This window comes from Streptomyces sp. LMG1-1-1.1 (assembly GCF_040815545.1).
Lineage (GTDB): Bacteria > Actinomycetota > Actinomycetes > Streptomycetales > Streptomycetaceae > Streptomyces.
The window spans coordinates 25,360-49,408 of record NZ_JBFPNH010000042.1 but is presented as its reverse complement, the minus strand read 5'-3'; the positions used below and the strand labels follow the sequence as shown (position 1 = coordinate 49,408).

The 24,049-nt window shown below is 68.6% G+C and carries 28 protein-coding genes and 1 pseudogene; 14 read left to right on the top strand and 15 right to left on the bottom strand.

Features of this window, described 5'->3' with window-relative positions; all coding sequences use genetic code 11:
* Positions 1–29: 29 nt before the first annotated feature.
* On the bottom strand, positions 30–476 hold the full coding sequence (locus MRBLMG1_RS23915; RefSeq protein ID WP_367826149.1) for an Lrp/AsnC family transcriptional regulator: 447 nt from the start codon (positions 474–476) through the stop codon (positions 30–32).
* A gap of 93 nt (positions 477–569) precedes the next feature.
* Here MRBLMG1_RS23915 and MRBLMG1_RS23910 point away from each other — a divergent pair, with 93 nt between their 5' ends.
* From MRBLMG1_RS23910 to MRBLMG1_RS23885, 6 genes and pseudogenes are all read left to right on the top strand, one after another.
* Positions 570–1,388, top strand: a complete 819-nt coding sequence (locus tag MRBLMG1_RS23910; RefSeq protein ID WP_367826148.1) for a TIGR03619 family F420-dependent LLM class oxidoreductase — start codon at positions 570–572, stop codon at positions 1,386–1,388.
* Positions 1,385–1,819 (top strand): nucleoside deaminase, encoded by a 435-nt coding sequence (locus tag MRBLMG1_RS23905; RefSeq protein WP_367826147.1) that lies wholly within the window; start codon positions 1,385–1,387, stop codon positions 1,817–1,819. The genes MRBLMG1_RS23910 and MRBLMG1_RS23905 overlap by 4 nt, the downstream gene beginning before the upstream one ends.
* 245 nt (positions 1,820–2,064) lie before the next feature.
* Positions 2,065–2,232 carry a hypothetical protein gene (locus tag MRBLMG1_RS23900; RefSeq protein ID WP_367826146.1) on the top strand — a complete coding sequence of 56 codons (168 nt, stop codon included), beginning with the start codon at positions 2,065–2,067 and terminating at the stop codon, positions 2,230–2,232.
* 88 nt (positions 2,233–2,320) lie between these two features.
* Positions 2,321–2,551: an SSI family serine proteinase inhibitor gene (locus tag MRBLMG1_RS23895; RefSeq protein ID WP_367826163.1), complete on the top strand. Its 231-nt coding sequence runs from the start codon at positions 2,321–2,323 to the stop codon at positions 2,549–2,551.
* A gap of 22 nt (positions 2,552–2,573) precedes the next feature.
* Positions 2,574–2,693, top strand: a pseudogene (locus MRBLMG1_RS23890) (transposase); the annotation flags it as partial.
* Positions 2,694–3,382: 689 nt separating this feature from the next.
* Entirely contained in the window at positions 3,383–4,042 is a 660-nt protein-coding gene (locus MRBLMG1_RS23885; protein WP_367826145.1) for a pentapeptide repeat-containing protein, read from the top strand.
* A 541-nt stretch (positions 4,043–4,583) separates the two neighbouring features.
* Here the strand turns inward: MRBLMG1_RS23885 and MRBLMG1_RS23875 are convergent.
* A complete protein-coding gene (locus MRBLMG1_RS23875; protein ID WP_367826144.1) occupies positions 4,584–5,429 on the bottom strand; it encodes a hypothetical protein in 846 nt (281 codons plus the stop codon).
* 161 nt (positions 5,430–5,590) lie between these two features.
* On the opposite strand from MRBLMG1_RS23875, the gene MRBLMG1_RS23870 reads away from it, so the two are divergent.
* The 3 genes from MRBLMG1_RS23870 (at position 5,591) to MRBLMG1_RS23860 (ending at position 6,818) form a co-directional block, all read left to right on the top strand.
* Entirely contained in the window at positions 5,591–5,791 is a 201-nt protein-coding gene (locus MRBLMG1_RS23870) for a hypothetical protein (protein ID WP_367826143.1), read from the top strand.
* A gap of 378 nt (positions 5,792–6,169) precedes the next feature.
* On the top strand, positions 6,170–6,541 hold the full coding sequence (locus MRBLMG1_RS23865; protein ID WP_367826142.1) for a hypothetical protein: 372 nt from the start codon (positions 6,170–6,172) through the stop codon (positions 6,539–6,541).
* Positions 6,542–6,656: 115 nt separating this feature from the next.
* On the top strand, positions 6,657–6,818 hold the full coding sequence (locus MRBLMG1_RS23860) for a hypothetical protein (RefSeq protein WP_367826141.1): 162 nt from the start codon (positions 6,657–6,659) through the stop codon (positions 6,816–6,818).
* Between the two features lie 321 nt (positions 6,819–7,139).
* On the opposite strand, the gene MRBLMG1_RS23855 is transcribed toward MRBLMG1_RS23860, so the two are convergent.
* The 3 genes from MRBLMG1_RS23855 to MRBLMG1_RS23845 all read right to left on the bottom strand — a co-directional run bounded on the left by MRBLMG1_RS23855 (position 7,140) and on the right by MRBLMG1_RS23845 (position 9,246).
* Positions 7,140–7,859 (bottom strand): SGNH/GDSL hydrolase family protein, encoded by a 720-nt coding sequence (locus tag MRBLMG1_RS23855; RefSeq protein ID WP_367826140.1) that lies wholly within the window; start codon positions 7,857–7,859, stop codon positions 7,140–7,142.
* A complete protein-coding gene (locus MRBLMG1_RS23850) occupies positions 7,856–8,326 on the bottom strand; it encodes a cupin domain-containing protein (RefSeq protein WP_367826139.1) in 471 nt (156 codons plus the stop codon). Before MRBLMG1_RS23850 ends, MRBLMG1_RS23855 begins: the two co-directional genes overlap by 4 nt.
* Positions 8,327–8,409: 83 nt before the next feature.
* Positions 8,410–9,246, bottom strand: a complete 837-nt coding sequence (locus tag MRBLMG1_RS23845) for a helix-turn-helix domain-containing protein (protein WP_367826138.1) — start codon at positions 9,244–9,246, stop codon at positions 8,410–8,412.
* A 332-nt stretch (positions 9,247–9,578) separates the two neighbouring features.
* Between MRBLMG1_RS23845 and MRBLMG1_RS23840 the strand changes: the two genes are divergently transcribed.
* The 3 genes from MRBLMG1_RS23840 (at position 9,579) to MRBLMG1_RS23830 (ending at position 10,690) form a co-directional block, all read left to right on the top strand.
* On the top strand, positions 9,579–9,740 hold the full coding sequence (locus MRBLMG1_RS23840) for a hypothetical protein (protein WP_367826137.1): 162 nt from the start codon (positions 9,579–9,581) through the stop codon (positions 9,738–9,740).
* Positions 9,741–10,022: 282 nt separating this feature from the next.
* Positions 10,023–10,550, top strand: a complete 528-nt coding sequence (locus tag MRBLMG1_RS23835) for a class I SAM-dependent methyltransferase (RefSeq protein ID WP_367826136.1) — start codon at positions 10,023–10,025, stop codon at positions 10,548–10,550.
* Positions 10,511–10,690 carry a hypothetical protein gene (locus tag MRBLMG1_RS23830; RefSeq protein ID WP_367826135.1) on the top strand — a complete coding sequence of 60 codons (180 nt, stop codon included), beginning with the start codon at positions 10,511–10,513 and terminating at the stop codon, positions 10,688–10,690. The genes MRBLMG1_RS23835 and MRBLMG1_RS23830 overlap by 40 nt, the downstream gene beginning before the upstream one ends.
* A gap of 941 nt (positions 10,691–11,631) precedes the next feature.
* Here the strand turns inward: MRBLMG1_RS23830 and MRBLMG1_RS23825 are convergent.
* The 5 genes from MRBLMG1_RS23825 to MRBLMG1_RS37370 all read right to left on the bottom strand — a co-directional run bounded on the left by MRBLMG1_RS23825 (position 11,632) and on the right by MRBLMG1_RS37370 (position 17,658).
* The gene (locus MRBLMG1_RS23825; protein ID WP_367826134.1) at positions 11,632–11,925 is read right to left on the bottom strand and encodes a DUF1330 domain-containing protein; all 294 of its coding nucleotides are present in this window, start codon (positions 11,923–11,925) and stop codon (positions 11,632–11,634) included.
* Positions 11,926–12,037: 112 nt separating this feature from the next.
* Positions 12,038–13,492 carry an MFS transporter gene (locus MRBLMG1_RS23820; RefSeq protein ID WP_367826133.1) on the bottom strand — a complete coding sequence of 485 codons (1,455 nt, stop codon included), beginning with the start codon at positions 13,490–13,492 and terminating at the stop codon, positions 12,038–12,040.
* Between the two features lie 26 nt (positions 13,493–13,518).
* Positions 13,519–13,977 carry a MarR family winged helix-turn-helix transcriptional regulator gene (locus MRBLMG1_RS23815; RefSeq protein WP_367826132.1) on the bottom strand — a complete coding sequence of 153 codons (459 nt, stop codon included), beginning with the start codon at positions 13,975–13,977 and terminating at the stop codon, positions 13,519–13,521.
* Between the two features lie 1,020 nt (positions 13,978–14,997).
* On the bottom strand, positions 14,998–15,426 hold the full coding sequence (gene arr, locus MRBLMG1_RS23805; protein WP_367826130.1) for an NAD(+)--rifampin ADP-ribosyltransferase: 429 nt from the start codon (positions 15,424–15,426) through the stop codon (positions 14,998–15,000).
* An 876-nt stretch (positions 15,427–16,302) separates the two neighbouring features.
* Entirely contained in the window at positions 16,303–17,658 is a 1,356-nt protein-coding gene (locus MRBLMG1_RS37370; protein ID WP_414721635.1) for a DUF4157 domain-containing protein, read from the bottom strand.
* Positions 17,659–18,988: 1,330 nt separating this feature from the next.
* On the opposite strand from MRBLMG1_RS37370, the gene MRBLMG1_RS23795 reads away from it, so the two are divergent.
* Positions 18,989–20,212 (top strand): hypothetical protein, encoded by a 1,224-nt coding sequence (locus MRBLMG1_RS23795; RefSeq protein ID WP_367826129.1) that lies wholly within the window; start codon positions 18,989–18,991, stop codon positions 20,210–20,212.
* Positions 20,213–20,539: 327 nt separating this feature from the next.
* Positions 20,540–20,872, top strand: a complete 333-nt coding sequence (locus MRBLMG1_RS23790; protein WP_367826128.1) for a hypothetical protein — start codon at positions 20,540–20,542, stop codon at positions 20,870–20,872.
* Positions 20,873–21,123: 251 nt separating this feature from the next.
* Here the strand turns inward: MRBLMG1_RS23790 and MRBLMG1_RS23785 are convergent, their stop codons facing one another.
* The 5 genes from MRBLMG1_RS23785 to MRBLMG1_RS23760 all read right to left on the bottom strand — a co-directional run bounded on the left by MRBLMG1_RS23785 (position 21,124) and on the right by MRBLMG1_RS23760 (position 24,027).
* The gene (locus MRBLMG1_RS23785; protein WP_367826127.1) at positions 21,124–22,044 is read right to left on the bottom strand and encodes a hypothetical protein; all 921 of its coding nucleotides are present in this window, start codon (positions 22,042–22,044) and stop codon (positions 21,124–21,126) included.
* A gap of 372 nt (positions 22,045–22,416) precedes the next feature.
* Positions 22,417–22,623, bottom strand: a complete 207-nt coding sequence (locus tag MRBLMG1_RS23780; RefSeq protein WP_367826164.1) for a hypothetical protein — start codon at positions 22,621–22,623, stop codon at positions 22,417–22,419.
* Positions 22,616–23,092, bottom strand: coding sequence for a transposase (locus MRBLMG1_RS37365; RefSeq protein ID WP_414721634.1), 477 nt, complete (start codon positions 23,090–23,092; stop codon positions 22,616–22,618). The genes MRBLMG1_RS23780 and MRBLMG1_RS37365 overlap by 8 nt, the downstream gene beginning before the upstream one ends.
* Positions 23,093–23,263: 171 nt before the next feature.
* Complete coding sequence (locus MRBLMG1_RS23765) at positions 23,264–23,638, bottom strand: hypothetical protein (RefSeq protein WP_367826126.1); 375 nt, start codon at positions 23,636–23,638, stop codon at positions 23,264–23,266.
* A gap of 17 nt (positions 23,639–23,655) precedes the next feature.
* A complete protein-coding gene (locus tag MRBLMG1_RS23760) occupies positions 23,656–24,027 on the bottom strand; it encodes a hypothetical protein (protein ID WP_367826125.1) in 372 nt (123 codons plus the stop codon).
* Positions 24,028–24,049 lie beyond the last annotated feature (22 nt).

The following is a 24,049-nucleotide window of genomic DNA, read 5'->3' as shown; positions in this document are numbered from 1 at the left end:
ACGGTCATGAGGAATCAGCCAGCTCTCGGTCAGGGCCGGGTGGGTCCGCGGTATGGAAGCGTCTGGCTGTAGACAACGCTGGTGGTCGTGCTGCCGAATCCGGCCAGCTCGTCCATGAGTGTCTCCAGGTGCTGCATGGAGGTCGCGGCCACCTTCAACGTGTAGCAGTCGTCGCCGGTGGTTCGTAGGCACTCAAGGATCTCCCGCCGCTCGGCGAGCAGTTGGCGCAACGGTTGGTGGCGGTTGCCCGGGTACTTCAACCGGACTACGGCAAGAACGGGGTAGCCGACCTTGGCGAGGTCGATCACGGCGTGGTAGCCGGCGATGATGCCCATCGCCTCCAGTTGCCGCACCCGTTCTGTGGTGGCTGAGGAACTGAGGCTCACGCGTCGCCCCAACTCGCTGAGGGAGATGCGAGCCTCCCGTTGCAACTCGTCGATGATCGCCCAGTCGACATCGTCAAGATTCACTGTCATGTCGCGAATCTACCGGCAATTCAACGGCAGAAGACAGGGATGGCCGGGAGAAGCGGCTTCCATGCTGCTTGATCGCCGGGATAGCCTACGATCATGCAACTTGGCGTCAATGTACCGAACTTCGGGCCTGGAACGGATCCCGGAGTGATGCGTGAGTGGGCGCGGATCGTGGAGGGGCTCGGTTTCGACCTCCTCATGGTGTCGGATCACGTGGCCGTCACCCCGGACGTGGCTGTGCGGTACCCGGAGCCGTTCTACGAGCCGTTCACCACACTGTCCTGGCTGGCGGGCATCACCACCACGCTGCGGCTGGGCACGACCGTGCTCGTGTTGCCCTACCGGCATCCGCTGTTGGTGGCGCGTATGGCCGCCAACCTCAACCAGCTCAGCGGCGGCCGACTTGTGCTCGGGGTGGGCGTCGGCGGGGCGCGTCAGGAATTCGAGGCGCTCGGCGTGCCGTTCGCCGCGCGAGGCAGGCTGACCGACGAGCACCTCAACACCCTGCGGAAAGCCTGGCGCGAGGAGGCCGACGACCAAACCAGCGCCATCCCCATCTGGGTCGGTGGCAACAGCGAGGCAGCGATCCGGCGCACCATCAGGTACGGCGACGCTTGGCACCCGCTCCGGGTCACCCTTCCGGAACTGCGCTCGGCCCTGGCGAAACACTCGCTTCCGGCGCTCGCGCCCCGGATCGCCCTGCGGCTGACCACCACACCGATCAACGAACCCAATCGGATCGCCGGCACCGGCACCCTCGAGCAGATCCTGGACGACCTCGACCAGCTGTACCGGCTCGGCGCCGACACCGTCCTGCTCGACCCGTACCACGGAGACCCGGAGGAGACCCGCCGGCCCCACACGGCTTGGCAGGCACTCACAGCCGTGGCCACCCACTGGAGGAACCCCTCGTGATCACCACCGCCGACACGCATCTCCTGCGACGCGCGATCGCCATCGCGGCCCGCGCCACCGCCCTCGGCGACGCCCCGTACGGCTCCCTGCTCGCCGACTCGGACGGCGCGATCCTCGCCGAAGCCCACAACACAGTGCGCCGCGACAACGACATCAGCGCCCACCCGGAACTGAAACTCGCCCGCTGGGCGGCCCGTGAACTCGACCAAGTCACCGCCGCACGCACCACCCTCTACACCAGCTGCCAGCCGTGCTCCATGTGCGCCGGCGGCATCATCCGCTCCGGAATCGGCCGAGTCGTCTACGCGCTCTCCACCGAGCAACTCATCGAACTCAACCCGCAGTCAGGCGCCTGGCCGACGGTAGCGCAGGACGGACCGGCCTTGTTCGACGAGGCACGCGCCCCCATCGACGACTACTACCGGCCATAACAAGGCGTGCCGACCAGCGGCCCGGTCCTCACCACATCGAGACCTGACCACGTTCATCCGTACGAAGCTGGCGCGTTCATGCGTACGCCGGCACGATTGCCGCCAGGGCCGCCAGGGGCCGCCATGGCCGCATTGACAGCAGGACAACGACTCGCGCCGTTCTTCGTGGTCCACTGCATCCAGAGCCTCCTCAAGACCTCGCCAACGACCCGAGAACAGTGATCGCCTGGGGAGACCTCGCATCCGTGCGCGGGGTCACCGACACCGACACCGACACCGACACCGACACCGACACCGACACCGACACCGACACCGACACCGACACCGACACCGACACCGACACCGACACCGACACCGACACCGACACCGACACCGACACCGACGTCGACAGCGCCCAGGTCCAACAGACATGACGCGCCGTTGCTGCCAGGGCCGGCCGCATGACCCCATCGAGCGAGGTAGCCGGACCTAGCCACCTGCGTTGATCCGACCACGAACAAGATCATCCCCGCGCTCACTGCCGCGCTCCTCGCAGCCGGACTCGCCCCCGCCGCGACCGGCGGCGACTTCGACCACCTGCGCGGCGAGCCGGACGGCACCTGCACCATGGAATACGCCCCGGTCACCCTGACCGCGTGCGGCACCTACCGCGGTCGCACCCTCGACTGGACCCGGACCTACGGCAACAACTGCCAGGCCACCATCGCCACCGGACCGGTCTTCTACTTCTGACGAGCAAGCCGGCCGAGACGCCGGCATGGTCCAGGGCATTCTGTTCGCTCTGCATACCGGGATCGCCTGGGAGTACCTGCCGCAGGAACTCGGTTTCGGCTCAGGCATGACCTGCTGGCGCCGCTTGGCCGAGTGGACTCAGCGGGCGACCGCGCGGCTACGACCACGACAAGTACCGCCGCCTCGTGGGGGCACTCGGAGTGATGCCGCAGATCGCCCGCTGGGTCACCGAGCACGGCTCCGGACTTGGTGCCCAGCGCTAGGTGGTCGACCGCCCTTCGCTCACCTCTACTGGTTCCGCCGCCTGCGCATCCGCTGGGAGATCCGTGACGACATCCGCGAAGCCTTCCTGACCCTGGGGTGTGCACTCCTTTGCCGGCGACGACTGAAGCCCTCGCTGCAGGCGCTCTGAGCACCGCTCTTCGCCAGAAGGGCACGAGTGCCCGATCTTCACAGGCAGTAAGTACGACCCGGAGCGCAGAATCGATCTCAGGCAAGCCTCGGGGCATCCGGCAGTCGCTTCCGAAGCGGCCGTCGCTGCGGGCGAATACCCAGGTGGGACAGGGCGTTGGGGCATGGATGCCAGGTGCCGGGCAACTAGCCTCCATCGTCAGGCGTGAGCAGGGTCACATCATAAATGCCTCGTTTTTTCGTTTTGCTAGTTCTGTCTCTCCCCTGGAGACGAGACCGCGCGGTCTCACTCTTGATTCTCCGCCGTCGGCGCGATTGGCCGGGTCCCCTCCGGTGCGGGTAAGCATGCAGCCATACCCGCACCCCTTTGCGTCGCGCTGCGCATCAGTGGTGTCCCCTGACCTCCCCCGAAGGACGCTGATGCACACGCCCACCCCCTGGGGCCTGCCCTCCCTGCCCTTCGCGCACCGCCTCGAACCGTTCACCGACGACCTGGAGCGGGACGAGGTCTACGAGTGGCTCCACTTTGACGGCCGCACCTTCGACGGCATCGACGGCGGCATGACGCGCTTCAACGAATGCGCTCTGTCCTCGGTGACCTTCACCGGCGGCCGATTCCGGCGCGCACGACTGGACACCGTCTGGCTGGACACCATCCGCACCGTGGGCAGCGACCTCGCCGAGACCTCCTTGCTGGACACTGAATGCCGCTCCAGCCTCCTCGCCGGAACCCAGCTCCATGGCAGCCAGATGCGCCGCACCGTCTTCCCGCACTGCAAGTTCGACTCGGTCAACCTGCGCGCGGCCCGACTGCGCGACGTCACCTTCGCCGACTGCCTGCTGCGCGATGTGGACTTCGCCGGCGCGAGCCTGACGGATGTCTCCTTCCCGGGCACGACCCTGGAGCGGGTCGACCTCACCAAAGCCGCCCGCGCTCGGGTCGACCTGCGCGAGGCCACCACATTGGGCATCACCTCCGGTGTCGAGGCCCTCAAAGGCGCCACCATCAGTACCCTCCAGCTCTTCGACCTCGCACCTGCCCTCGCCCAGCACATCGGCCTCACCGTGAAAGACAGCTGACCCCCGCCAGGCCTTCACAGCCCCCGACCTCGGGAGGGCAACCCTTATTCCGTTAGGAGTTCGAAAGGGCGGATGGCGGAGGTGTAGTGCGCGACGGCCGTCTCACACGCCTCGGCGTATACCCCCAGCGTGTCGGCCTAGGCCTGGTCCGCGGTCAGACCCCGGCGGAGCTTCGTCGCTGTCCACTCACTGATGTACCGGCAGCGCGCCGCCGTCATCGGCGGCATCCATTGGGACCGATCCTGGTCCGCCTTGGACCGGTCGGTGCGCGTGGTGACCGCTACGAGCGCAGTGGCCGCGTCCTGGTCGTTGGCGTACGCGTCTCGCCGTGCCGGAGCCCAGGCGCTGGCTGGCACCAGTTGGCAGGGTGCGTCATTCGAACCCTGCCGCTTTCGAGGTTTGCGGCTGGGATCCTCGTAACCGTCCCGGCTGGCGCGCGGAACGCATTTCGGCGGTGAGATGGTCTTGGACCAAAGGGGGCCTGGGGGCCATGAGACGGCGGTGAGCGCGGCTGGCTTCGTTTTCGCCGCTTCAGGGCGGGTCAGGGGCGTTCGTAGTGCTGGAGGATGCCGCCCGCAGAGAAACAGAGGGCACCGGCGAGGGTGCCCCAGTTGGCGATGTCGGCGTTGATCACGCTGCCGGTGGCGGGGCGGGTGTAGGCGGCGAGTGCCGAGATCATGAAGAGTACGGAGCCCAGCTGGTTCACGGCGACGATCCACCAGCCGAGGTTGCGCTGTCGGATGCACGACCGGCCGTGGCAGATCTCGACGAACGCGAGGTGGCCGGAGATCAGGAAGAGCACGCAGCCGATCACGTCGGGTGCCCAGATCAGTCGGTTGATCTGTGGGGTGGTCAGGCCTTGGAGGAAGGAATCAAGCAGGTCCACGGCGAACACCAGGGTGCCTACGAACAACACGAAGGCGCTCAGCCAGTCGACCCGCATGGGTTCATAGCTCCACCACCGCCACCGTCGGGCGACCAGGGCGCCCTCCCCTCCGGGCACATGACGCGGCGCGTTGACGACCTGGAGCAGGGACACGTAGCCGCCCGTGTTGAAGAACAGGCCACCGGCGAAGTAGATGGAGGCGCAAGTGGTGGCGTCACCGGAGCCGAATTGGGCCACGGCGGCGCCGACCGCGAAGAGCGCCCCGCCGATGATGAAGGCGGTGGCGGCCAAGGCGTTGAGCCTCCGCAGCAGACCGAGGGCGGTGGCGTCGGCGCTGACATGACGTGCGACGCCGGCCGCGCCGGGCGAACGGACGGCGATCAGGCCTCGGCGCCGGGCGGGCCGGGACTCCCAGACGGCCGTGCCGCCGCCGGGCGGCTGCCAGGTGAGGCGGGTCGTGAATGGTCCCGCGCCTTCGGCACGCTGATCGGGCTGTCTCACAGGCCGAGACTAGGCGTCCCGCCAGACGTCGAGGGAGCGCAACGCCGTCGATTGGGTGAGTTGAGCTTCGGTCTGACGTTCTGGTCGGCCTCGGAGACTATGCGGGGTGGGATGGTGGCGATGTCGCCCCTCTTCCTCGGGACTGATGCTCCGCACGACGAGTGACCTGCCTCCAGGCGCACCAGCTGCGCGAGTACATCGACGAGAGCGCCATTCGCGACATCACGGTCCTCGGCGCGACCTACACCTGCACCTACGAGCCGGTCGGGGAGATCGCTGCCGAACTCGACCGCATCCACAGAGAGCGCGGCTCGGTGTCGTCTCTCGGATGCTGGTCAGCGACGGCGCGACGGCGGTGGTGACCCGTAGGCGGAGCCGAAAGCGGTGTGGGCGTTGAGGTGCCGTGCGGGGGTTTCCCGTCCGCCGGCCGGGGTGCGGAAACGCACCTTCTCCCGTGCCGTGCCAGCCGGGCGTTCGGGTTGTAGGTGCGGAGCGTCCGAACGCTCGGATTCGCCTGAACCGGGGCGTCCTCGGAAGCCTCTTGCGCGGGTCCCGCGATGAGGCTGTCCACCGCTACTGCGGCAGTCCGTGCAGCTCCGACAGCAGAACGTGTCGAAGTCAAGGGGGCCCGGTGCCACGCCGTTGAGGAGCTGAGTAAATCGGAGGGCTGGGGGTGTCCCATCCCAGGTTCTTCCGGGGCGGTTGTTGAGTTCGGCCGAGACCGCGTCAAGCACTCGCGGTTGTACGAGACCGCTGTCGCCGCCAGCACCGCCCGCCTGGCCCGCGAAGTCCTGCGCGCCCGGCTCCTGGCCGGCGGACGGGCGATCCTGCACGCCTCCGTCGTCACCGACGAGGACGGCGCGACGATCCTCACCCTCGGCGACAAGGGGGCGGGCAAGACCACCACCGCCGTCACCCTGGCCCGCACCGGACTGCGGCTCCTCGCCAGCGGCCGCGTACTCGTGCGCGTGGAAGGCGACGGCACGGTGCGCGTGCTGCCGTGGCCGTCGGCCGCCGCGTTCGGCTTCGGGCTCCCGGACGCGGTCGACCTCTTCGAGACCACCCGCGCCTGCCTCGCCTCCGGCGAGCAGATGCACCCCACTCAGCATTAGAGCGTGACCGACGCCCTCCTCGCCGGCCGCCGCGAGGCGCTGTGGAATGCGAACGGCAAGGAGCTGAAGCCCCAGTACCTCCCCGCCCAGCTCACCAGCTGGCTGTCCATCCCGCTTGATACCCGGACGTCTTCGGGCTCCCGCCCGCCTCCAGGGCTCGTACCGCCGGCGCGAGCACCTCGAAGCGCTGCCCCACCAAGGGCTCGTGATGGGCCACGACGCCACCCAGAACGCGACCGTCCTCAAGGAGGCCATCGACCGGCTCGGCGCTGCCTGACCCTCGAACCGGCCGGTCCGTACCCCCGTAACGGACCACCCACCGAGCCCCACCAAGCCCCTCCTCGCCCCAGCCGCGCGAGGAGGGGCTCAGCCGTGATCGGCCCCGCCTCGGGGTCGTGGCGGACCTCCCACCGGCCCTTGCGGCTGGGGATCCCGCACTTCTCGCGCCGCGGGCCGTCCATCCCTCCCCGTCGCGGGCCGTCCAGCCCTCTCCGTCGGAGAGCCGTTGGTTGATCATGGTGCCGTAGGTGCTGACCGCCTGGATCGGATGCCACCTCCGTGCGATAGATGGCATCTGCTCGCCGGGCGCCGGAACCAGCTACGCGCTCGGGATCAGCAGACCGGCGTCGATGACCTCAGCGATGAGGGTGGCGCCGCGGCTGTTCTGGTGGATGTGGTCAGTCGTGAGCACGAGGCCTCGGCGCCGCGAGATCGTGTCGAGGCTGCGGCGCAGCACCGCGTGCTGGAGGAGGACGCCGACGACCGCTGCGGGCGTCACCTCCCGGTATGCGATCGGCGGTGGGTCCGCTTGGCGTAGTTCCTCGATTTGGCGTTCGTGGAGCGGAAGGTAGGCCACCTCGTTGGTGGCGGCGATCTCGGCGATCATTCGGCTGTACGCCTGCGATGCCTGGGCCGCTGCTCCGTCGAGTTGTTGGCCTAGGACCGGGAGCGACAGCAGACCGATTGTCGCGTCGGTCTCCGTTCGCAGCCGTGCGACGACGGCTGCCAGACACTGTTGGAACCAGTCGGCTGACGGGCGCTCGGGGAGTTGTTTGCGCTTCATGGCCTGCTCGACGGGGTAGTCGGCGAGGCTCGCTCGGGCGTCGTTGGTCCCGATCAACACGGTGATCACATCAGGCGGGTCCGCGACGACGGCATCGAGGCGCTGCAAGAGGTTGTAGGCGAAGTCGCCGTTGGCGCCGAAGCGGGCAAGCTGCACGTCACCGGGAGGGTGGCGTCGTCCGAGAAGATCCAGGTAGTCGACGCTGAACTGCGCGCGGGTGAGGCTGTCCCCGAGGCACGCGATGCGTGTCGTCACGGCGCTTCCTCCGGGCCGGGCGTGCCGACGCGTTCGGTCGGGCGGGTGTCGGTCCGAGGACGGTGCTCGGTGCCGAGGCCCGCGGTGATCGACAGGATGGACGTCGGTCCCTCCATGTCGACCACGTGCCAGATCCCAGCCGGGTTGATGGTGGCCTCGCCCGGTCCGAGCAGAACGCGGTCGAGTACCCCGTCCACGTCGCGGGTGACCGTCACGGACCCGGTGAGGCAAACGACCAGCTCGTCGCCTGCAGGGTGGCTCTCCCAATGGTCGCCGAGGCCCTCGCCGTCGAAGATCATCACCATCCGTCCCTCGGCACCATCTGCGGCGACCGCGGCGCCGTAGGCCTGGAGCACCTCCGGGTCCCAGGCGAAACCCTCGACGGGTTTCGCTCTCGATCCCAGTCCGAGGTGCACGGGGGTGGTCCGCAGGTCCACGGCGTTGCGTTCGTGGTTGACGAGTCTCATGCCGACGATCGTCCACGACAGCGATCGGGCGGTCTTGAAGGAAAGGGAAGAGAAGCCGACGCGACGGGCAAGACGGTTGTCGGCTACCCGGCTCCGAGGAGGACTTCGCCGCGCCGCCAGACCGTTGGCGATCGGCCCGTGAACTCGCGCCAGTCCCGGACGAGATGGGCCTGGTCGGCGTAGCCGGAGACGGTTGCCACATCAGCCCACGGGAGCGGGTCGTGCGCCGTCGCCAGTTCGTGCGCGTGCTCGAAGCGCAGGACTCGGGCGAAGGTCTTCGGCGACAGGCCCATCTCACCGCGGAACCGCTCGGTGAGATACCGACGGCTCCAACCGAGTTCCGCGGCGACCGCACCAACCTGGACGCAACCCCGCGCCGCGACGAGACGGCGCCACGCCTCGGCTACCTCGGGGCGCACCTGGCGCACGTGGTCGCCTCCGGCGCCGCGGCCGACAGCTCGGAGGAGTAATTCGTCCAGCGCGGCGAACCGCGCGGTCCATGTCGTCGCCGCTCGGAGCCGGTCGACCAGCTCGACGGCAGGCGTTCCGAGAAGTTCGTCGAGGGGGACCAGTCGGTCGGCGAGCTCGGCGGCGGGCATGCCGTAGATGGCCCGGGCCCCGAGCGGCGTCAGCGATATCTGCACGCCTTGCAGGCGTCCGTCGTGGTGGATCGCGACGGACCGGCACATCAGACCGCCGGCCACGCTGCTGAATCGGGTGACCGGTGACCCGTCGTCGACGCCCGCCGCCACCTCCAAAGGGTCGGACAGGCTGATCACCGCAGTGAGCGCGCGGCTCGGCGGGCCGCAGTGCACCCCCGCCGGGAGCCCGCGAAGGTTGAAACCGACATACGAGTCGACGTACTGCCGCAAGGCGGGCGCCGGAAGTGCACGGATCCCGGTGGCCGTGTGGTCCTCCATTTTCGTCAGTGTACGAGCCGCCCAGTCCGGCAAGATCACCGTCCAAGGACTGATCGCCGCCGTTTGCGGCCGGTGACACGGTTCTTACCGGCCTCGGGGACCAATCGGGCGGCGGGTAGCGGGCGGCGGTTAGCGGTTAGCGGTTAGCCCGTTCCCGGCTTCGGACATCAGGCGGCGGTCGCCGTTTCTGTGAGGCGGGTGGCGTAGACCCGGTGGGCCTTGCGCTCGGCCGGGGCGGCTGTGTCCGCGACGAGGGCTGCGGCCTGCTGCAGCGCGGTGCGGGGGAGTTCGAGCGGTCCGGCGATGCGGAGTGAGTGGCCTTGCCTCGGCGGATGGTCGCGGCCAGAGGCGAGGCCGCGCGGATGGCCTCGTCGCAGACGGAGGCGAGGTGGTCGGCGAAGCAGCCCGGGCAGGTCGAGGGTGATCTCCGGGGCCGGCTCGGGCTGCTGCTCGGCGGTCTGGTCCGGGAGGATATCCCGGAGGTCGCGTTCTAATACGACGGCTCTGTCGAGCGCACGGCGCAGATCATCGCCGACGGCGGGGTCGAGGTCGACTGGAAGTTGTGGGAGGCGGACTATGCCAACTGCGGCCCGTGCGCCTCGGGCACCGACTGCCATTGACCCGGCCTAACACCGGCACCCTGCCCGGGAGCGCCACGACGCTCCCGGGCAGGGTGCCGTCCTCTTCGGGCGACGGCCCGAAGATTCCCCCGCGGCCCGTGGGAGGAGCCCGGTAGCTTTGCGGCGCGACCGTCCGGCACTGCGGAGGACCCGTTCATGAACAGCGCCGCCCCGACCACCCGGGCCGAGTACTGGGACAAGTACAAGCCCCACCGCGGCCAGGGCGACCAGCCCCGCCCCACGGCCAGGGCTTTCGACTGGACCGGTCTCGCGGACGGCGGGCCGGGCGCCGAAGTGCTGGGCGACCCGGCCACCGCCCTGGACCTCGGGCCGGCAGAGGGCGAGAACGCTGCCGGCCCCTTCGCCGGCGTCGAGGTCACCGCCGTCGACTTCTCCGCCGTGCAGATCGAACGCGCCCGCAGGTTCTGGGCCGACGAACCGCGCCTTACCTCCGTCCACGCCGAGGCATGCGCCTACCTGGACGAAGGGACCAGTCGATTCGAGGCGATCTACTCGACCTGGGGCGCAGTCTGGTTCACCGACCCCGAGGAGCTCTTCCCGCGGATCGACGCACGCCTCTCCCCGGGCGGCGGGTTCGCCTTCTCCCACCGCGAGCCGATCGCCGGCAGTACGGCCCCCAGCGGATGGGCGGGAAATGGCTGGAGGGCCGCGAGAGCGAGCTGACCGTGTGGCGCTGGCAGTACGGCCCCGATCAGTGGGCCGACAACCTCAAGCGACACGGCTTCACCACCATCCACGCGGACGTACTGCCAAACCCCGACCCCACCAACCTCGGCACGCTCCTGGCCACCGCGACCACCTGACGCCAAGTCGGACGCCGAGCCCATGCCTACATCGGCCTCCTCACGTCGACGGGCAGGGGCGTCTCTCAGTCCCAATCAGGCGGCTGGGATACGTCCCAGCCAGAGTCGGGTGCGTTGCCCCAGCCGACGTCACTGCGCCGGCCCCATTCCTGGTGGGTGGTGACTCCCCAGCCAGTTTCGCAGCCGAGTCCGAGGATCCCGGGTCAGGTGAGTGCGTCGAGGTCAGACTGGCCTGCTGCCGCATCACGTACCGACAAGTGAAATCCTCGTGTTAGCCGTGCGCTGCTGAACGAAGTTCAAGCACTTCGGACCCCAGCCGGCAGTCGCACCGGCGCCTATGGTCGGCCTCTCTTGGCAGCCGCCGAGACCGGCGGGCCACGGGGGACAAACGAGGAACTCAGATATGCCTCAGCCTGCTGTCGCTCGCCTGCGTCAGCTGCTCCTCCGCCTCTCTCCGGAGGAGACGCGGTGGACTGGGAAGGGCTCGCCGACGCGGCGTAGCTGGAACTCCCGGCGGACTACCGCGAGTTCGTGGAGTCGCACGGCGGGGGAGAGATCGACGAGTACGTGTCCGTCAGTACGCCTGCTGTCCCGGGATCGCCGTACGGGGATCTCCTCGACAGCGTCAATCCCGCACTCTCGTCCGCACCACCCTGTCCCGCCTGTGCCGCCTCGGAGGCACGTTCTACTTCTCCACCCTCGCGACCCCGACCCCCTAGGCCGCCCTGATGACCCACATAGGCCGCTGGAACCTCGTCGAACGCACCCCCGCCGACATCGAGGCCGACGTCCATCCGGCCGCGCCGCCGTGAACCGTCGCCGGACTGGACATCACCGTCGATGCCACTGACCTGACGCTGTTCGCGACGGTGCGGCGCGCTGACGAGCCGGGGTGATCCCGGCAGTCGGCTTCGTGTTCGTCGCCGACGCAGCCTCGATCGTCAGTCGAGGCCTTCGATGATGCGGAAGTCGCGCTCGACGCCGTCACCAAGGGCGGCCAGCGCCTCCTGGTAGGCCGCACTCGCATGTGCGGCGACCGCCTGTTCGAAGCTGTCGAACTCGATCAGGACAGTACGCTCGGCGATTCCGGCGTCGTGTGCGACGACCCGGCTGCCGCGGGCGAGCAGCCGCCCGCCCGCGGCCTCGACGGCTGGACCAGCCAGCTTGTTGTAGGCAGCCAGCTTCTCGGGGTCCGTAATGGTGCGGTAGGCGCTGACCCAATAGCCCTTGACCACGGTACCTCCCGTGTTCGGAATGGATGTTCAGAAGCATGCTCAGATTCATGGCCGGCGCGCTGTGGGGCCGCGAGCCGACGGAGATGGCGTCGAAGTCGGACGGCTTCGGTCCTCAGCTTCCGGTTCGACTCGACCGGCCCAGGCCCGGCGCACCGACTGGGGTTGTGATCGGATGGTTCTCGGGTGAGCGTCGGAGGGCGAGGGCGAGGCTGGCCATCGTCGTGATCGCCATCGCGGCGATGCCGACCAGCGCCGCGGTCGTGTACGCGTCGTCGTTCGGGAAGAGGCGGCCCGTGGTGGTGCCGGCGGCCAGGACCAGACCGCCGATGGCGCTGCCCAGGGAGTACCCGACGCTGCGGACGACGTAGTTGAAGCTCATGGCGCTCGACGTCTCGCTCTTGGGGGTGACGGCCAGGATGACGTCGGGCATGGCGGCCGAGAAGCTGCCGACGCCGAAGCCCAGCACGCCCATGGCCGCGAGCAGTTCGGCGAGGTTGGACCGGGCGGTGGCGAACAGGACGAACCCGCCTCCGACGATGGCGGCGCTGCCGGCCAGGAGCAGGGGGCCGTCGATCCGTTCGCGGACCCGCGGCGCGAGCTTGCCGGCGACGAACCCCAGCACGGAGAACGGGATGAGGACCAGCCCCGCCACGAAGGTGGTCAGTCCGAAGCCGTAGCCGGCGCTGTGCGGCGTCTGCGCGTAGCGGGTGATGAGCGTGAGCAGCAGGTACATGCCGCTCCCGCCGATGAACATGGCGATGTTCGCCCCGGCGACCGCCGGGTGCCGTACCGCCCGGACGTCGATTAGGGGCGTCTTGGTTCGCAGTTCGAAAACGGTCCAGAGGCAGAGCAGGAGTACGGCGGCGACGGCAAGGATCACCGCCACGGCGAGGTGTCGGCTCCACAGGCTCCTCTCGCCGGCCAGGAACAGGACGAGGAGCAGTCCACCCGCCAGGGCGAGCGCACCGGCCACGTTCACGTGAGCGGAGCGGCCTTCGGGAGCCGCGGGCATGGAGCGCCACGCGGTCACGAAGGCGATGACTGTGACGAGCAGGCCGAGGCCGTAGGCGGCCCGCAGTCCGCCGAACTCGGCGAGCAGCGCGGCCAGCGGGTAGCCGACGCCGGCTCCGATGATGGAGACCACGGAGATCAGGGCGATGGTGGCTGCGCTGCGCTCCTCGGGAAGATGGTCGCGGGCCACGCCCATCATCAGCGCGGTGAGACCGAGTCCGACGCCTTGGGCCGCTCTGCCCACGAGCAGCCAGGCGAACGGCAGCGGCAGCACGGTGAGCGCGCTGCCGACGACGACGATCGCCAGGGTGGCGAGAATCGTGGCCCGCCGGTGCGGACCGGCTCCGAGCCGACCGAGGACGGGTGTGGCGACGGCGCCGCTGAGCAGGGAGATGGTCAGCGTCCACTGCGCGCTGTCGAGGGAGACGTGGAACGTGGTCGCCACGCTGGTGATGAGCGGTGTCCCGAGGCTGGCGACCGCCGCCACGACCAGGGCGATGAACATCAGGGCGGGGACCAGTAGACGTGCCTCGGAACGTATCAGGGCAGTGCTCATGGGCTGGTCATGAGCGTGGGCCGCGGTCACCGGTCCGACTTCTCTCGGGCGCGGCTTTCGAGCTCCGCCAGATGCAGCAGCGCCGGAAGGGCTGCTGCCAAGGCCTCGACCTCGTCACCGGTGAGTTCGTCGATCAACCGGGCGTACGCGTCGACGCCCGCCTGGCGTCGCGCCCGGACGTACGACGCGCCGGCCTCGGTCAGGCACACCAGCGTGACTCGCTTGTCGGAGGGATCACCCTTCCGCTCGACCAGCCCGGATTCCTCCATCACCCGGACCAGGACGGTCATCGCGGGCTGGGTGACACCCTCGGCCACCGCCAGATCGGTGATCCGTCGTGGGCCGGTCTTGTCCAGGGTGGCCAAGGTGGCGGCGGACGTCAGGCTCATGTCGCGGGGAAGGCGTCTCACGGCCCTGGTGGCCATGCCGTAGAGGGCTGACCCGATGGCATCGGAAGCGCCGTGCACGGCGTCTCGGCGACTCATGCCTGAAGCATAGCAACTTTATATGAATCCTTTATACATCTTCCGGCCTAGGTTGTTCGGAGGCGGCGTTGGTTACGCCGCTCGTGGTCGCGGCGACGATCTGCGGCCACCACACGCTGACGTGCGGCAGCGAGGCGCGCACCGCGGCTTCGAATACGGTGTACCTGTCGATCGCGACCACCTCGACCTGGCCCGCCACTGGCGAGCCTGGGTGCCGGTACACGCCGACACACTCGCCGCGGTGCAGCCCTCGACCTGCCCCAGCAGCCCCGGGACCGCCGACCAGGTCAACCAGCCCCACATGCCCCCGGGTCGGCGACGACTTCCCAGATCTCACCGTCGTCGGGCGCCTCGACCAGGCATGCATGCCAGGGAGAGGACCCTGCCCGTCCTGGACACCTGCGGGCAAGGCCGATCGGTCCTGACCGCCCTGAATTTTCCACAAGCCTCTCCGTAAAGCCTCCTCGCAGGCCTCTCCGTAAGATCTCCCGAGGCCCTGATAGTCCTCGCGTATCGGGGTACACGGCTGCGCATGGCACCGAAGACCGAACGTATCCAGTTCCTGCGAGCCGCACGGCAGCTGCACCGTGTCCGTTCTTTCTACGCTGTGGGTGCCCTGCTGTGGGCAGGGTCCTTTGTCTGGACCAGTGGGCAGGCGCCCGGGAGCCGGCAGATGTGGGTGTCCGTTCTCCTCCTGGCTGTTTTCACCGCTCTCCTCGTCACCGCCGACGTGGCCCTGCGACGACTCCCAGCTCCCACGACAGGCCGGCCCGCGCATCACGCCGCCCCGCGCAAGGCAGCCCGCACCCGGCACGCCACTGCCTGAGGACACATCAGCTCATCGGTGAGGGCGCAGCCAGAACCCAGACTCGTGAAGAGATCCGGCGGGACCTGCTCACCAGAACATGGGCGGAGGGGCAATGGGCTCTTCCACAGCTGCATCGGTCAGCGGAACTACCCGAGCATGCCGTCGATCATGTTGCCGTGCCGCGAAACAGCGAGATCTCCGACAGGGGCAAGTCAGTCGAGGATGATGGCGGCGCCGCGGTGGCGGAGATCGGCCAGTCCGTCTTGCATGGCCTTGATCTGCTCGGTGGAATGACCGACCCAGTCTTTGAGTTCCGACACGATGCGTACAGGATCGCTGGTGCGATAGGAGCGCGTCGGGTTTCCGGGGAGCTTCTTGTCGGTGACGTTGGGATCGTCCTCCACGACGCCGGTCGGCTCCACGACGTAGATCCGTCCCGGCCCGTCGCCCCCTGCAAGCTCGGCACCCCAGACGGCGGCATCCAGGGTCTCGGAGAAGTAGACGTTGCGGGACACGCGGCCTTCCTCATAGTTGGATGCGTATCCGGGTACGAGCAGATCTCCCGGAACGAGGTCCGCCTTCGTACCGTGCAGGTACGTTCCGGCCTTATAGACCTCGAAGGGAATAGGGGCGCTGGGCACTGGCTGCTCCTTCGGCCTGGGTGCAGGGCTAACAGGAAATCACAAGGGCCGCCTGTGCATGCGCTGTGCTGCGAATCACGGCTTGATCAGCGCCTATGTCTGATCACTCCGGCCGGTGGACCGGGGTGTGGGTGGGTTCCCGGGGTGGTCGGGTGCCGGGCCCGTAGCCGCTGGGGCGCAGTCTTGCGAGGTTCTTCGAGACATGGCCATGGCGAGGAGTTATTCGAAGGCCGGTTGTAGGGACCGGGCCTTGTTGGTGAGGGTGTACCCCAGGCGCGGGGACTTCTGCGGCGACCCTGCGTTCACCAGGCCGTCGCCTTCGAGTGGAAGCGGGTGGCCCCGCTGCTGCCGCCCGCCCCCGAACGGCGTCATCGCCAAGCGCTTCATCCTGAAACGATCCGCAACCGCGACGGCAGCCACCGTCATTGCGACCGGCGGGGCGACCTCGGTCCGCAGGCATGGTCACGCCGCACGCGGAGCGCCCGCCAGGGGGCGAGGGCGTCGAGCAGGACCCGTAACAGTGCTAGCGGATCGCCCTGATCGCCGCCGCGTCAGCCACGTAATGACCTCGTGCACGATAGGGGTCGTCGCCGCATCAGTGCAGATCAACGACTCGGGCTGGGCGGAGATCAAGCGCTGACCTGCAGCGATGCCTACCGTGCACGAGGTCGTTAGACGGGGAGTGAGTGGCGTGGAGACGGTCGAACCGGTATGCGGCCGCTCATGCCCGTGCCTCTGCGTTCCGAACGAGGTGGCGCCGGTGGGCGGCCCGGCCGCACGGCCGCCCGCTGCGGATCGACGAGGGGCACCGGACCCTCGTGTCCTGTCCGGTCGCCGACCCGGGGCCCTGAACTGGAACCGGTGCGACTCCCGTCCTCAGAGAAGGCCGGACGACGTCTCTTTGCCAAGACGCACGTCCAGGGCTTCTTGGGCGAGCGTGAGTGAGATAAGGCGCGCGTCGGCCAGGCCGTAGACCTCCCCGTGGATCTCGTCGGAGAAGGGCGTCAGGCCGCCGTCATTCCTGTAGTAGCCCGCGTCCATGGCCTTTCCGATGCCGCTGTTCGTCGAGGAGACACCGAAGCGGAGGTTTTTCGGACTGTTCGAGACCGTGGAGACCAACTGGCGGAACACGGCCTGTGTCTGATTGGCCGGCTGGTTCCTCAGGGTCACGAACTGGTTGATGGCGGTCTGTACATCGTTGCCCGGAACGCAGGCCCGGAAGAAGTTCAGCGTGGCCTGTTGGTGGGCCTGGTCCGCGTGGTCGTAGTTCTGGGCGGCACTTTCGAGGATCTTCGCGATGTAGTGATCGGACAGCCGATGGTTCCGGGACATGGAGACGCCGGCAGGGGTCGCTCCCACGCCACCGTTGGGACCGGTGAAGTTGTTGTGGCCCCACTGGTCGTAGGGGTTGAACGTTCCGCCCTGCGCCTGGATCTCCTCCGCCCGGAGCTGTGCTCCCGGTGAGGCGAGCGCTCCGGTCTGGTACGGGAAGATCTGCCGTGTGGCGGCGTCCGGGATGTTCGGCCTGGCATAACCCTGCCCGTAGTTGAAGTTCGGGTTTCCAGCAGCGATGGTCTGTTGGTTGAGGTACTGCAGCTGCTGCTGCATCTGATCGCGCCGCTCCTGTTGCAGCTGGGCCATCTGCTGCGGGGTCAGCCGCGGTGGCCCCATCATGCGTTGGACCGCCGGTCGGGCGGGGGTGGATCGTGCCTGGCCGGTGGAGGTGGACTCGGCGACCGCGACGGCCCGCGGCTCGAGGGCGCGGGCCATCGCCTTGCTCGCGTTCGCTTCCGCCTCCCGTTCGAAACGGTCCGTGGGGTCGCTGATGGACACGCCCGAACCGTTGTCACTGGCGGAGACGGGGCCCCGGCGTTGCTGGATGACGTGGGTGAGTTCGTGGGCCAGGGTGTGCTTGTCGCCGCCGCCCTCGCCGAGGACGACGTTGCTGCCCGAGGTGTAGGCGCGGGCGCCGATCTCGCTCGCAGAGGCGCGAGCGGCGCTTCCGTCGTGGACGCGTACGTCGGAGAAGTCGGCGCCGAGCCGGGCCTCCATCTCGGCGCGCAGCGGTGTTTCCAACGGCCGCCCGGCCCCGAGCAGCACCTCGTGCACGGCCGACCGCTGCACGGCGGGTCCTTCCACGGCCCCCTGGTGGCCGCAGCCCGCACCGTGCTGGTGCTGCTCCGCCGCCTGGGGCTGGGCGTAAGGATGGCCGGCGACCTGGAGCGCGCGCACCAGGGCCCCGTTCCCGGCGGCACGCTGGAGGGCCAAAAGCCCCGCGGGACCCCTGGGCTCGGGCCCCCTGGGGCCGGGCGGACTCTTCGCGGGGGCATGACGTACTTCGTGCTGGTGTGACATCGGTGAGCTCCCGGCGTAGGTCTAGCGGATAGTCGCAACATCGCCTGACCCGGACGACGAGCGGAAGGCGCGGGAAGGCAGTGTGAAGGGCACCCTTCGTTGCCCTGCCGCCCCTGCCGCCCCTGCGCCCGCGGCCACCGCCCCGCCCTTCGGTGAACCGCAGGCACGGGCGCCCCTGCAGCCCGGCCTTCGTGGCTGAGGCAGGGCTGCAACCCGTCCCACAAACAGGTCCGAGCCCCGGCCAATCACGTGTTTGCTTGCATGAAGACCTCCAAGACCCCCTGCTGCTGTCTCCGGATAGTCAACGGGCTTCACTGCAGTAGGCGGCCATGCCCGAGGCGACTCCGGGCCGTTTACGGCACAGCCCTTAACGAGCTCGTACACGATTGGCGGAGACGTCGAGCTCTGGACCAACAATCCCCACCACGGTGCCTACGAGAAGGTTCTCGCAGAGGACCGCCGTGTCATGTGGGAGCCGTTCCATGTGACGGCGGTGCCCACGCCGGGCTCGTCATAACGGCCTTCATCATGGTCTTGGTTGCAGCCATTGGGGGCACCGTGTGGGCTTTGACCGTTGGCGGAGAGGTTGCGTTCTGGTTCACCGTCGCCCTTGTCGCGGCTGTCGGTGGCGGTCGCCGCAGGTGGGCCGCGGCCAAGCGCGCTTACCTCTTGACCTTCGGCTGGGTCGGCCGGCTGTGAGCGCTGGCGAGGGTATGGCCGACGCGAGCAGGAAGCATCGGCAACTCCGTCTGGCACAGCCATTCTCCGATTGCGGCGACAAGGACACTAGCTTCGAAACGGACGGCGAGTTTGTCGAGTCGGGTGGCGACCGCCCGGTGCCTTTGCCTGCGGCCCCGGCCGTGCAAGCAGTGCGGCGACAAGGTCGCGGAGTACAGCCGGCTCCGCTGCTTCAGCTGTCTGCATCCCGAACTTCCGCCGCCGACCTGCAAAGCATGCGGCAGCGACGCCTACTACGTCGGTCGGCGGCTACTGCCGTCGCTGTCATCCCCGCGTGCCGTACGCGGACGGCTGTAGCGACTGCCTCGCCTGGGGCACCCCGCCCGGACCTCACCACCGCGGCCACCACCTGGCAGCAGCTGTTCATTGCCGATCTGGTTCGGCGGGTCCACCTTGCAGCCCGGACGCGGGAGCGCGGCTCATCCGAAGCGCACCAGCTCGATGGCGGCTCATTCTGGGCGATGCCCCGGTGGCGTCACAGGAGCCGCTGATCGTCGCCGAGCGGGACATCTCGCGCGTCACCGTTCCCGGTGTCGAGCCCATCGATCCCGCCTTCAGCGCCTACGTCTCCGCGCGGGCCGAGGCAAGCGCCGAGGCCCAAGGCTGGTCACCGGCCTTGCGCGAGCGGGTGCTGCGAAGCCTGTACCTGCTGACCGCCGTCCACGGTCCGCACGAACGCATCAAGGCCAGCACCGTCGCCACTCTGCCGCGTCAGCGAGCCGCACGCACCGTTACCCGGGTTACCGAGGTCCTCGCTCACCTCGACCTCCTCGACGGCGACCGCATCGACCCCCTAGACGCGTGGATCCACCGCCGGCTCAGCGACGTGCACCCGGAGATCCGTGCAGAAGCCCTCGTGTGGGTGCGCATCGTGCGACACGGCGGACCCCGCCGCCGTTCCCGCTCGACCGCCACCGTCCGCAACCAGGTCGACGCCTCGATCCCGTTCCTCCTCGACTGCTCGAAGCGCTACCGCACCCTTCGCCAGGTCACCCGCGCCGACCTCACGGAGTGGCTGTCCCACTGCGCGGCACCGCACAATGAAGCCGTCGCGCTGCGCAACATGTTCAAGACGCTCAGGAGCCAACGGCTGCTGTTAGCCAATCCCGCACGTGGCCTGAGTCTGGGGGCCAGGCCCGCCTCGGTGCCCACGCCGCTGAGCCCCGAGGCGATCCAGACATTGGCCGCGGCCGCCGAGGGCGACCCCGCCCTGAAGCTGCTGGTCGCCCTCATCGGCATTCACGCGCTCTACCCCCGCCAGGCCCGTGAGTTGCCCTTGGCTGCCGTCGACTTCACCGGCGGTCGGCTCGTGCACGGCAACATCGACCACCCCCTCGACGCCTTCACCCGTCAGGCCGCCGCCGACTGCATCCAACTCCGCCACTCACACTGGCCGCACACCCGCAACCCCCACCTGTTCCTCAGCTCGCAGACCGCGCACTCTCGCACGCCGGTCACCATCGGCTGGATGCAGCCCCTGCTCAAAGACCTTCCGGTCACCGCCCAACGACTCCGCGAGGACCGGATCCTCGAAGAGGCCGCCGTCACCGGCGCCGACCCGCAACACCTGTGCGCGGTATTCAACATCACCCCCGACATCGGACTGCGCTACACCCGGACATTCCACCCCGACCCCTTGTCCGACCGAGACCAGGAGGACACGCCTGCAGTACGTGTGACTGATTCCCAGTGACCTTCGTCAAGCGGCGGGGGCGCCTACTGGGTCATGCCGAGGGCCCGCCGGAATCGCCCCCACAGAGAGGTCGGCGAGGTGATGCCAGAAGCGTTGTCTGGACAGCCACGGTCCTGTGCGGTGGGTACCCGCCCGGCTCGGAAATCGTGAGCGTCCCCACGGAACGCGACGACGTTGCAGTTCCTCCCCATGGCCCCAGCCGACTGACGATCAACCTACCTTCACCTGGGTGGGTGGCGTCATGCGGCTCTGGTCAGGCCTGGTTGTGGTGGCTGAGGTGTGTATGGCGGGTGCCTGAGCCCGCGGTCCGTCAGGTTGGATGACACCGTGGCGAGACGACCCAAGACGAAGAAGAAGCGGCCCCCCTTCGGCATACCGAAGGAGATCATCCTGCTGACTGGGCAAGACGTGTGGCCCTACAGGTTCATCGCCGACGACTCGGGTGGCGGATGCGGCAAGGTCCCGATGCCCGCCGACGCGGCCCCTGAGGAGGTACAGACGGCGGTCTTCACACAGCTTGCGGACCTCACCCGCATAGTCCACGGCGTTGAGATCGACGTTGAGTGGTCCTCCCTGACGCCGGACTCGTGGGTAGGCCACATCCGGCGTGTCACCGTGGAGAAGCCTGCTCCGCCTGGCGCGGTACCTGAAGTCGGCTGATCACCGATCGGCTCACCGGGTACCGGAAACGTCATGCGCTTCGACACCAAATCAGTCGGAACCGAGCCGTACACAGCCGAGGATCCCGGTCGGCAGGGCCAAGTTCGTGGTGCCAGCGCCTCAGAAATCGCGAACTCAGGCGCTTTCGTGTTTTCCGTGTGTCCTCACCAGCGGGCTGAGGCGGGATATGACAGGCCGAAAAGGCGGGAATCAGCGCAGGCCGGGCTGTTCCCTGCCGCGTCATGGCACGGTCAGCACCAGCGTGTGTGGCGGCAGACGCGCCAGCCGTCGCCGGAGCCGCCCGAGCCCCCGGAGCCGCTCGTGCCGCCGGGGATTCCGTTCGGGTAGAGCCTCGTGCGGTTCCGGTCGCGGGGGTACGGGTCGAGGTAGTCGGGGTCGCCGTCGTCGTCGTGGTCCGGCAGGTAGGCGTCCCTGCCGCGGTCCGGGGCGGGGCAGCCGTGGTCGGGCGAGGAGAGCGCGAGGCTCACGAGGTACACGTCGTCGGTGAGGGGACCGCCGCTCGCCGGGTCCTGCCGGCACACGCGCCAGTCGTCGTACTCGCCCTCACGGGGGAGCGAGTCGTTGAGGTACGCGGCCTCGGCGTGCACGTCGTTCTCGGGTACGCCCGCGGACGTCACCTTCGGGATGGCGGCGCGCCATGTCAGCCCCAGGACGTCGGGCATCTTCTTCCACGGCACCGATTTGCCCTCGGCCTCCGGGCACGGTTCCTCGCTGCGTACAACACCGAAGTCCACGATCGGCTCCTCGGACGATCCGCCGGTCATCTGGAAGCAGACCTTCCACAGCGAACGCGCCGTCACCTCCCGCTTCTGATCCGAGGCGTCGTGATAGGTGACCGTGAAGCCCCTCCTCCGCGACTTCGGGAAGGCCACGTCCAGCGAGTCGCCCGTGAAGTCGGGCACCGTGGGCATCGTCGCCTCGGGCGTCGCCCGCGAGGCGGTGGGAAAGCGGCTCGGGCGCGTGAGCGGCTTCGCGGCCTCGGCGTTCGCCGCCCGGGCCGGGGTGTCGGCGGGCTGCTCAGGCAGCACTGCTCCGAAGAGGGCCATCGCCGCGACCGAGGCGACGACCCTGCCCGGTCGGGGCCAGGGGTTGCGCCACCACAAGAGGATCAGAGCGACGAGGAGCGCCACCCCGCCGAGCCGGTCGTTCACCAGTCCCAGCAGGGGGACTGCGGCGATGGCTCCTACGCGTGCAGCACTCGTCTGCCACCAGGGGCCGGGTGCGGAAGAAGGAGAAGGCGAGGACTCGTACCTCTGGGAGCCGGACATGGTGACGCTGGGCCCTATCCATACGTGCGAAAGCTGACTGCCGCATCGTACGCAGAGGGTGGAAGCCGCTCTTCCGGGTGGTGCCCTTGATATGCGGTGGTGAGCAGGGCTCGTGACGGGTCTGCTGCGGCGATCGCGGGGCGGAGACGGGGCTGGCCGAAGGGCGGCTCACCTACCTGCGGCCGGGCGGGCACACCCGGCACTGCGGAGCCACCGTTTCGATGGCATCGAGGGTGGACCGCTACGCCGGCTACTTCATGGGAAGACAGAGCCAGTGGTGTGGACGGTCAACGGATGGCCACCCACTCTGCGAGGCGCCATCCCCTCGGTATTGATCGCGTGCGTCAGCAGCGTCATATTGCTGAAGACCTCATCGGGATCAGAAAGGTTGGCGAGCAAGCGGGCCAGGGCTTCTGCACCCTCGTGCTCGACCGCGTGATGGGCTGTCGAGTAGTCACTCACCCTCTGAGTAGCCCGTGTCGGCGGCCACGTGGTCGCCGGGTGCGGGGTCTGCCCGGGCCCTGGGCCGGCCACGGGGATGTAGGTGATGACGCCGTTGGCCTGGGTGCAGTCGTTGCGGTTGCCAGCGGTGACCAGGAAGGCCAGGGGCCTGGCTCGTCCGTCGCGGGCGAGGTGGATTTTGCCGGTCAGCTTCCGCGGGAGCGTCCCGGGCCGCGTTCTTCGAGCCCCCTTTGGCGGCCGCGTGCTGGTGGGCTCGCACGATGGCGGAGTCGATCGCGACCAGCCAGTCCACCTCCGCCCGTGTCTGGGCCGCTGCCAGGAGAGAGTTTGCAAAGTACCGTCGGCGGCCCAGCGCGCGAACCTCCGCTGCGGTCTGCCACGGTCCGAACCGCTCGGGCAGTTCTCTCCAGAGCAGCCCGGTGCGGAACTTGAACACGATGCCCTCAAGCACCTGGCGGTGACCCGCCACTTGCCACGAGCCCGACCCACGGGCGGTAGCAACGGCGCGATCACCGCCCACGTTGCGTCAGGAATCCCCCATCCGTCCCCCGCTACGAGGCCGACGATCCGATGATCGGAAAGGCGCCCCGGAGACTGCGGAGGTGTGCGGGATTTCATCGCTGGAGTGATTCGACTCCGGTCAGTCGCTGATGGTGTACCAGTCGGAGTTGGCCTGGTACTCGGGGACCGGGCCGGCGGCCGGGTTGGTCAGGATGAGACGCCCGCCGCTCTTGCCACAGTTCCCGTCGGTGTACCCGCCCACCGCGACGTAGCCCTTCCACCACCAGCCGGACAGGTAGTTGTCGATGTTAGGGGTGGAGAAGCAGCCCTCGACGTACTGGCCGTTCTGGTTGGACCCGGCGATCGACACGGAATACACGGTGCCGAGCCGGTCGTGGAAGTTGATCTGCTGGCCGTTGCCGCCGGCGAAGGCCGAGCCGGAGCCGAGGCCGAGGGCGGCGGCGCCGAACAGGGTGATCGCGCCGGCCTTGGCAAGGCGTGAGGTGATGCTCATGGAAAGAAATCTCCCGGTCAGTTGCTGAAGGTGGTCCAGTCGCTGGACTGGCTGAGGGGAACCCAGACGGAGCTGGAGAAGGTGACGTTGCCGGTGGGCCTGCCATCGCCGCCGCAGCCGCCGCTGTAACCGGTGACCTCGACGTTGCTCGTCCACCACCAGCCGCTCCAGTAGTTGTCCCGGCTCGGGCTGTCGAAGCATCGGGCCACGGCCTGACTGCTCTGGTTGTGGCCGTCCACCCACACGGAGTAGGTGTTGCCGACCCGGTCGTGAAAAGCGAGCTGCTGGCCGCTGCTCCCGGCGAGCGCGGACCCGGAGCCGAGCAACACGAGCGAGGCGACCGTGGCGAGCATGCCGACGGCAGCCCCCGTCTTCTTGCGGAGGTTCATACGTGTTCCTCAGTCGGCGACG

Bases quoted from the DNA above. Each gene is read 5' to 3' on its own strand.
- MRBLMG1_RS23760 (WP_367826125.1), bottom strand. From the start codon at position 24,027: ATGAACCTCCGCAAGAAGACGGGGGCTGCCGTCGGCATGCTCGCCACG.
- MRBLMG1_RS23765 (WP_367826126.1), bottom strand. From the start codon at position 23,638: ATGAGCATCACCTCACGCCTTGCCAAGGCCGGCGCGATCACCCTGTTC.
- MRBLMG1_RS23885 (WP_367826145.1), top strand. From the start codon at position 3,383: ATGCACACGCCCACCCCCTGGGGCCTGCCCTCCCTGCCCTTCGCGCAC.
- MRBLMG1_RS23840 (WP_367826137.1), top strand. From the start codon at position 9,579: ATGGTCGCGGCCAGAGGCGAGGCCGCGCGGATGGCCTCGTCGCAGACG.
- MRBLMG1_RS23915 (WP_367826149.1), bottom strand. From the start codon at position 476: ATGACAGTGAATCTTGACGATGTCGACTGGGCGATCATCGACGAGTTG.
- MRBLMG1_RS23845 (WP_367826138.1), bottom strand. From the start codon at position 9,246: ATGGAGGACCACACGGCCACCGGGATCCGTGCACTTCCGGCGCCCGCC.
- MRBLMG1_RS23850 (WP_367826139.1), bottom strand. From the start codon at position 8,326: ATGAGACTCGTCAACCACGAACGCAACGCCGTGGACCTGCGGACCACC.
- MRBLMG1_RS23815 (WP_367826132.1), bottom strand. From the start codon at position 13,977: ATGAGTCGCCGAGACGCCGTGCACGGCGCTTCCGATGCCATCGGGTCA.
- MRBLMG1_RS23910 (WP_367826148.1), top strand. From the start codon at position 570: ATGCAACTTGGCGTCAATGTACCGAACTTCGGGCCTGGAACGGATCCC.
- MRBLMG1_RS23830 (WP_367826135.1), top strand. From the start codon at position 10,511: ATGGGCGGGAAATGGCTGGAGGGCCGCGAGAGCGAGCTGACCGTGTGG.
- MRBLMG1_RS23835 (WP_367826136.1), top strand. From the start codon at position 10,023: ATGAACAGCGCCGCCCCGACCACCCGGGCCGAGTACTGGGACAAGTAC.
- MRBLMG1_RS23820 (WP_367826133.1), bottom strand. From the start codon at position 13,492: ATGAGCACTGCCCTGATACGTTCCGAGGCACGTCTACTGGTCCCCGCC.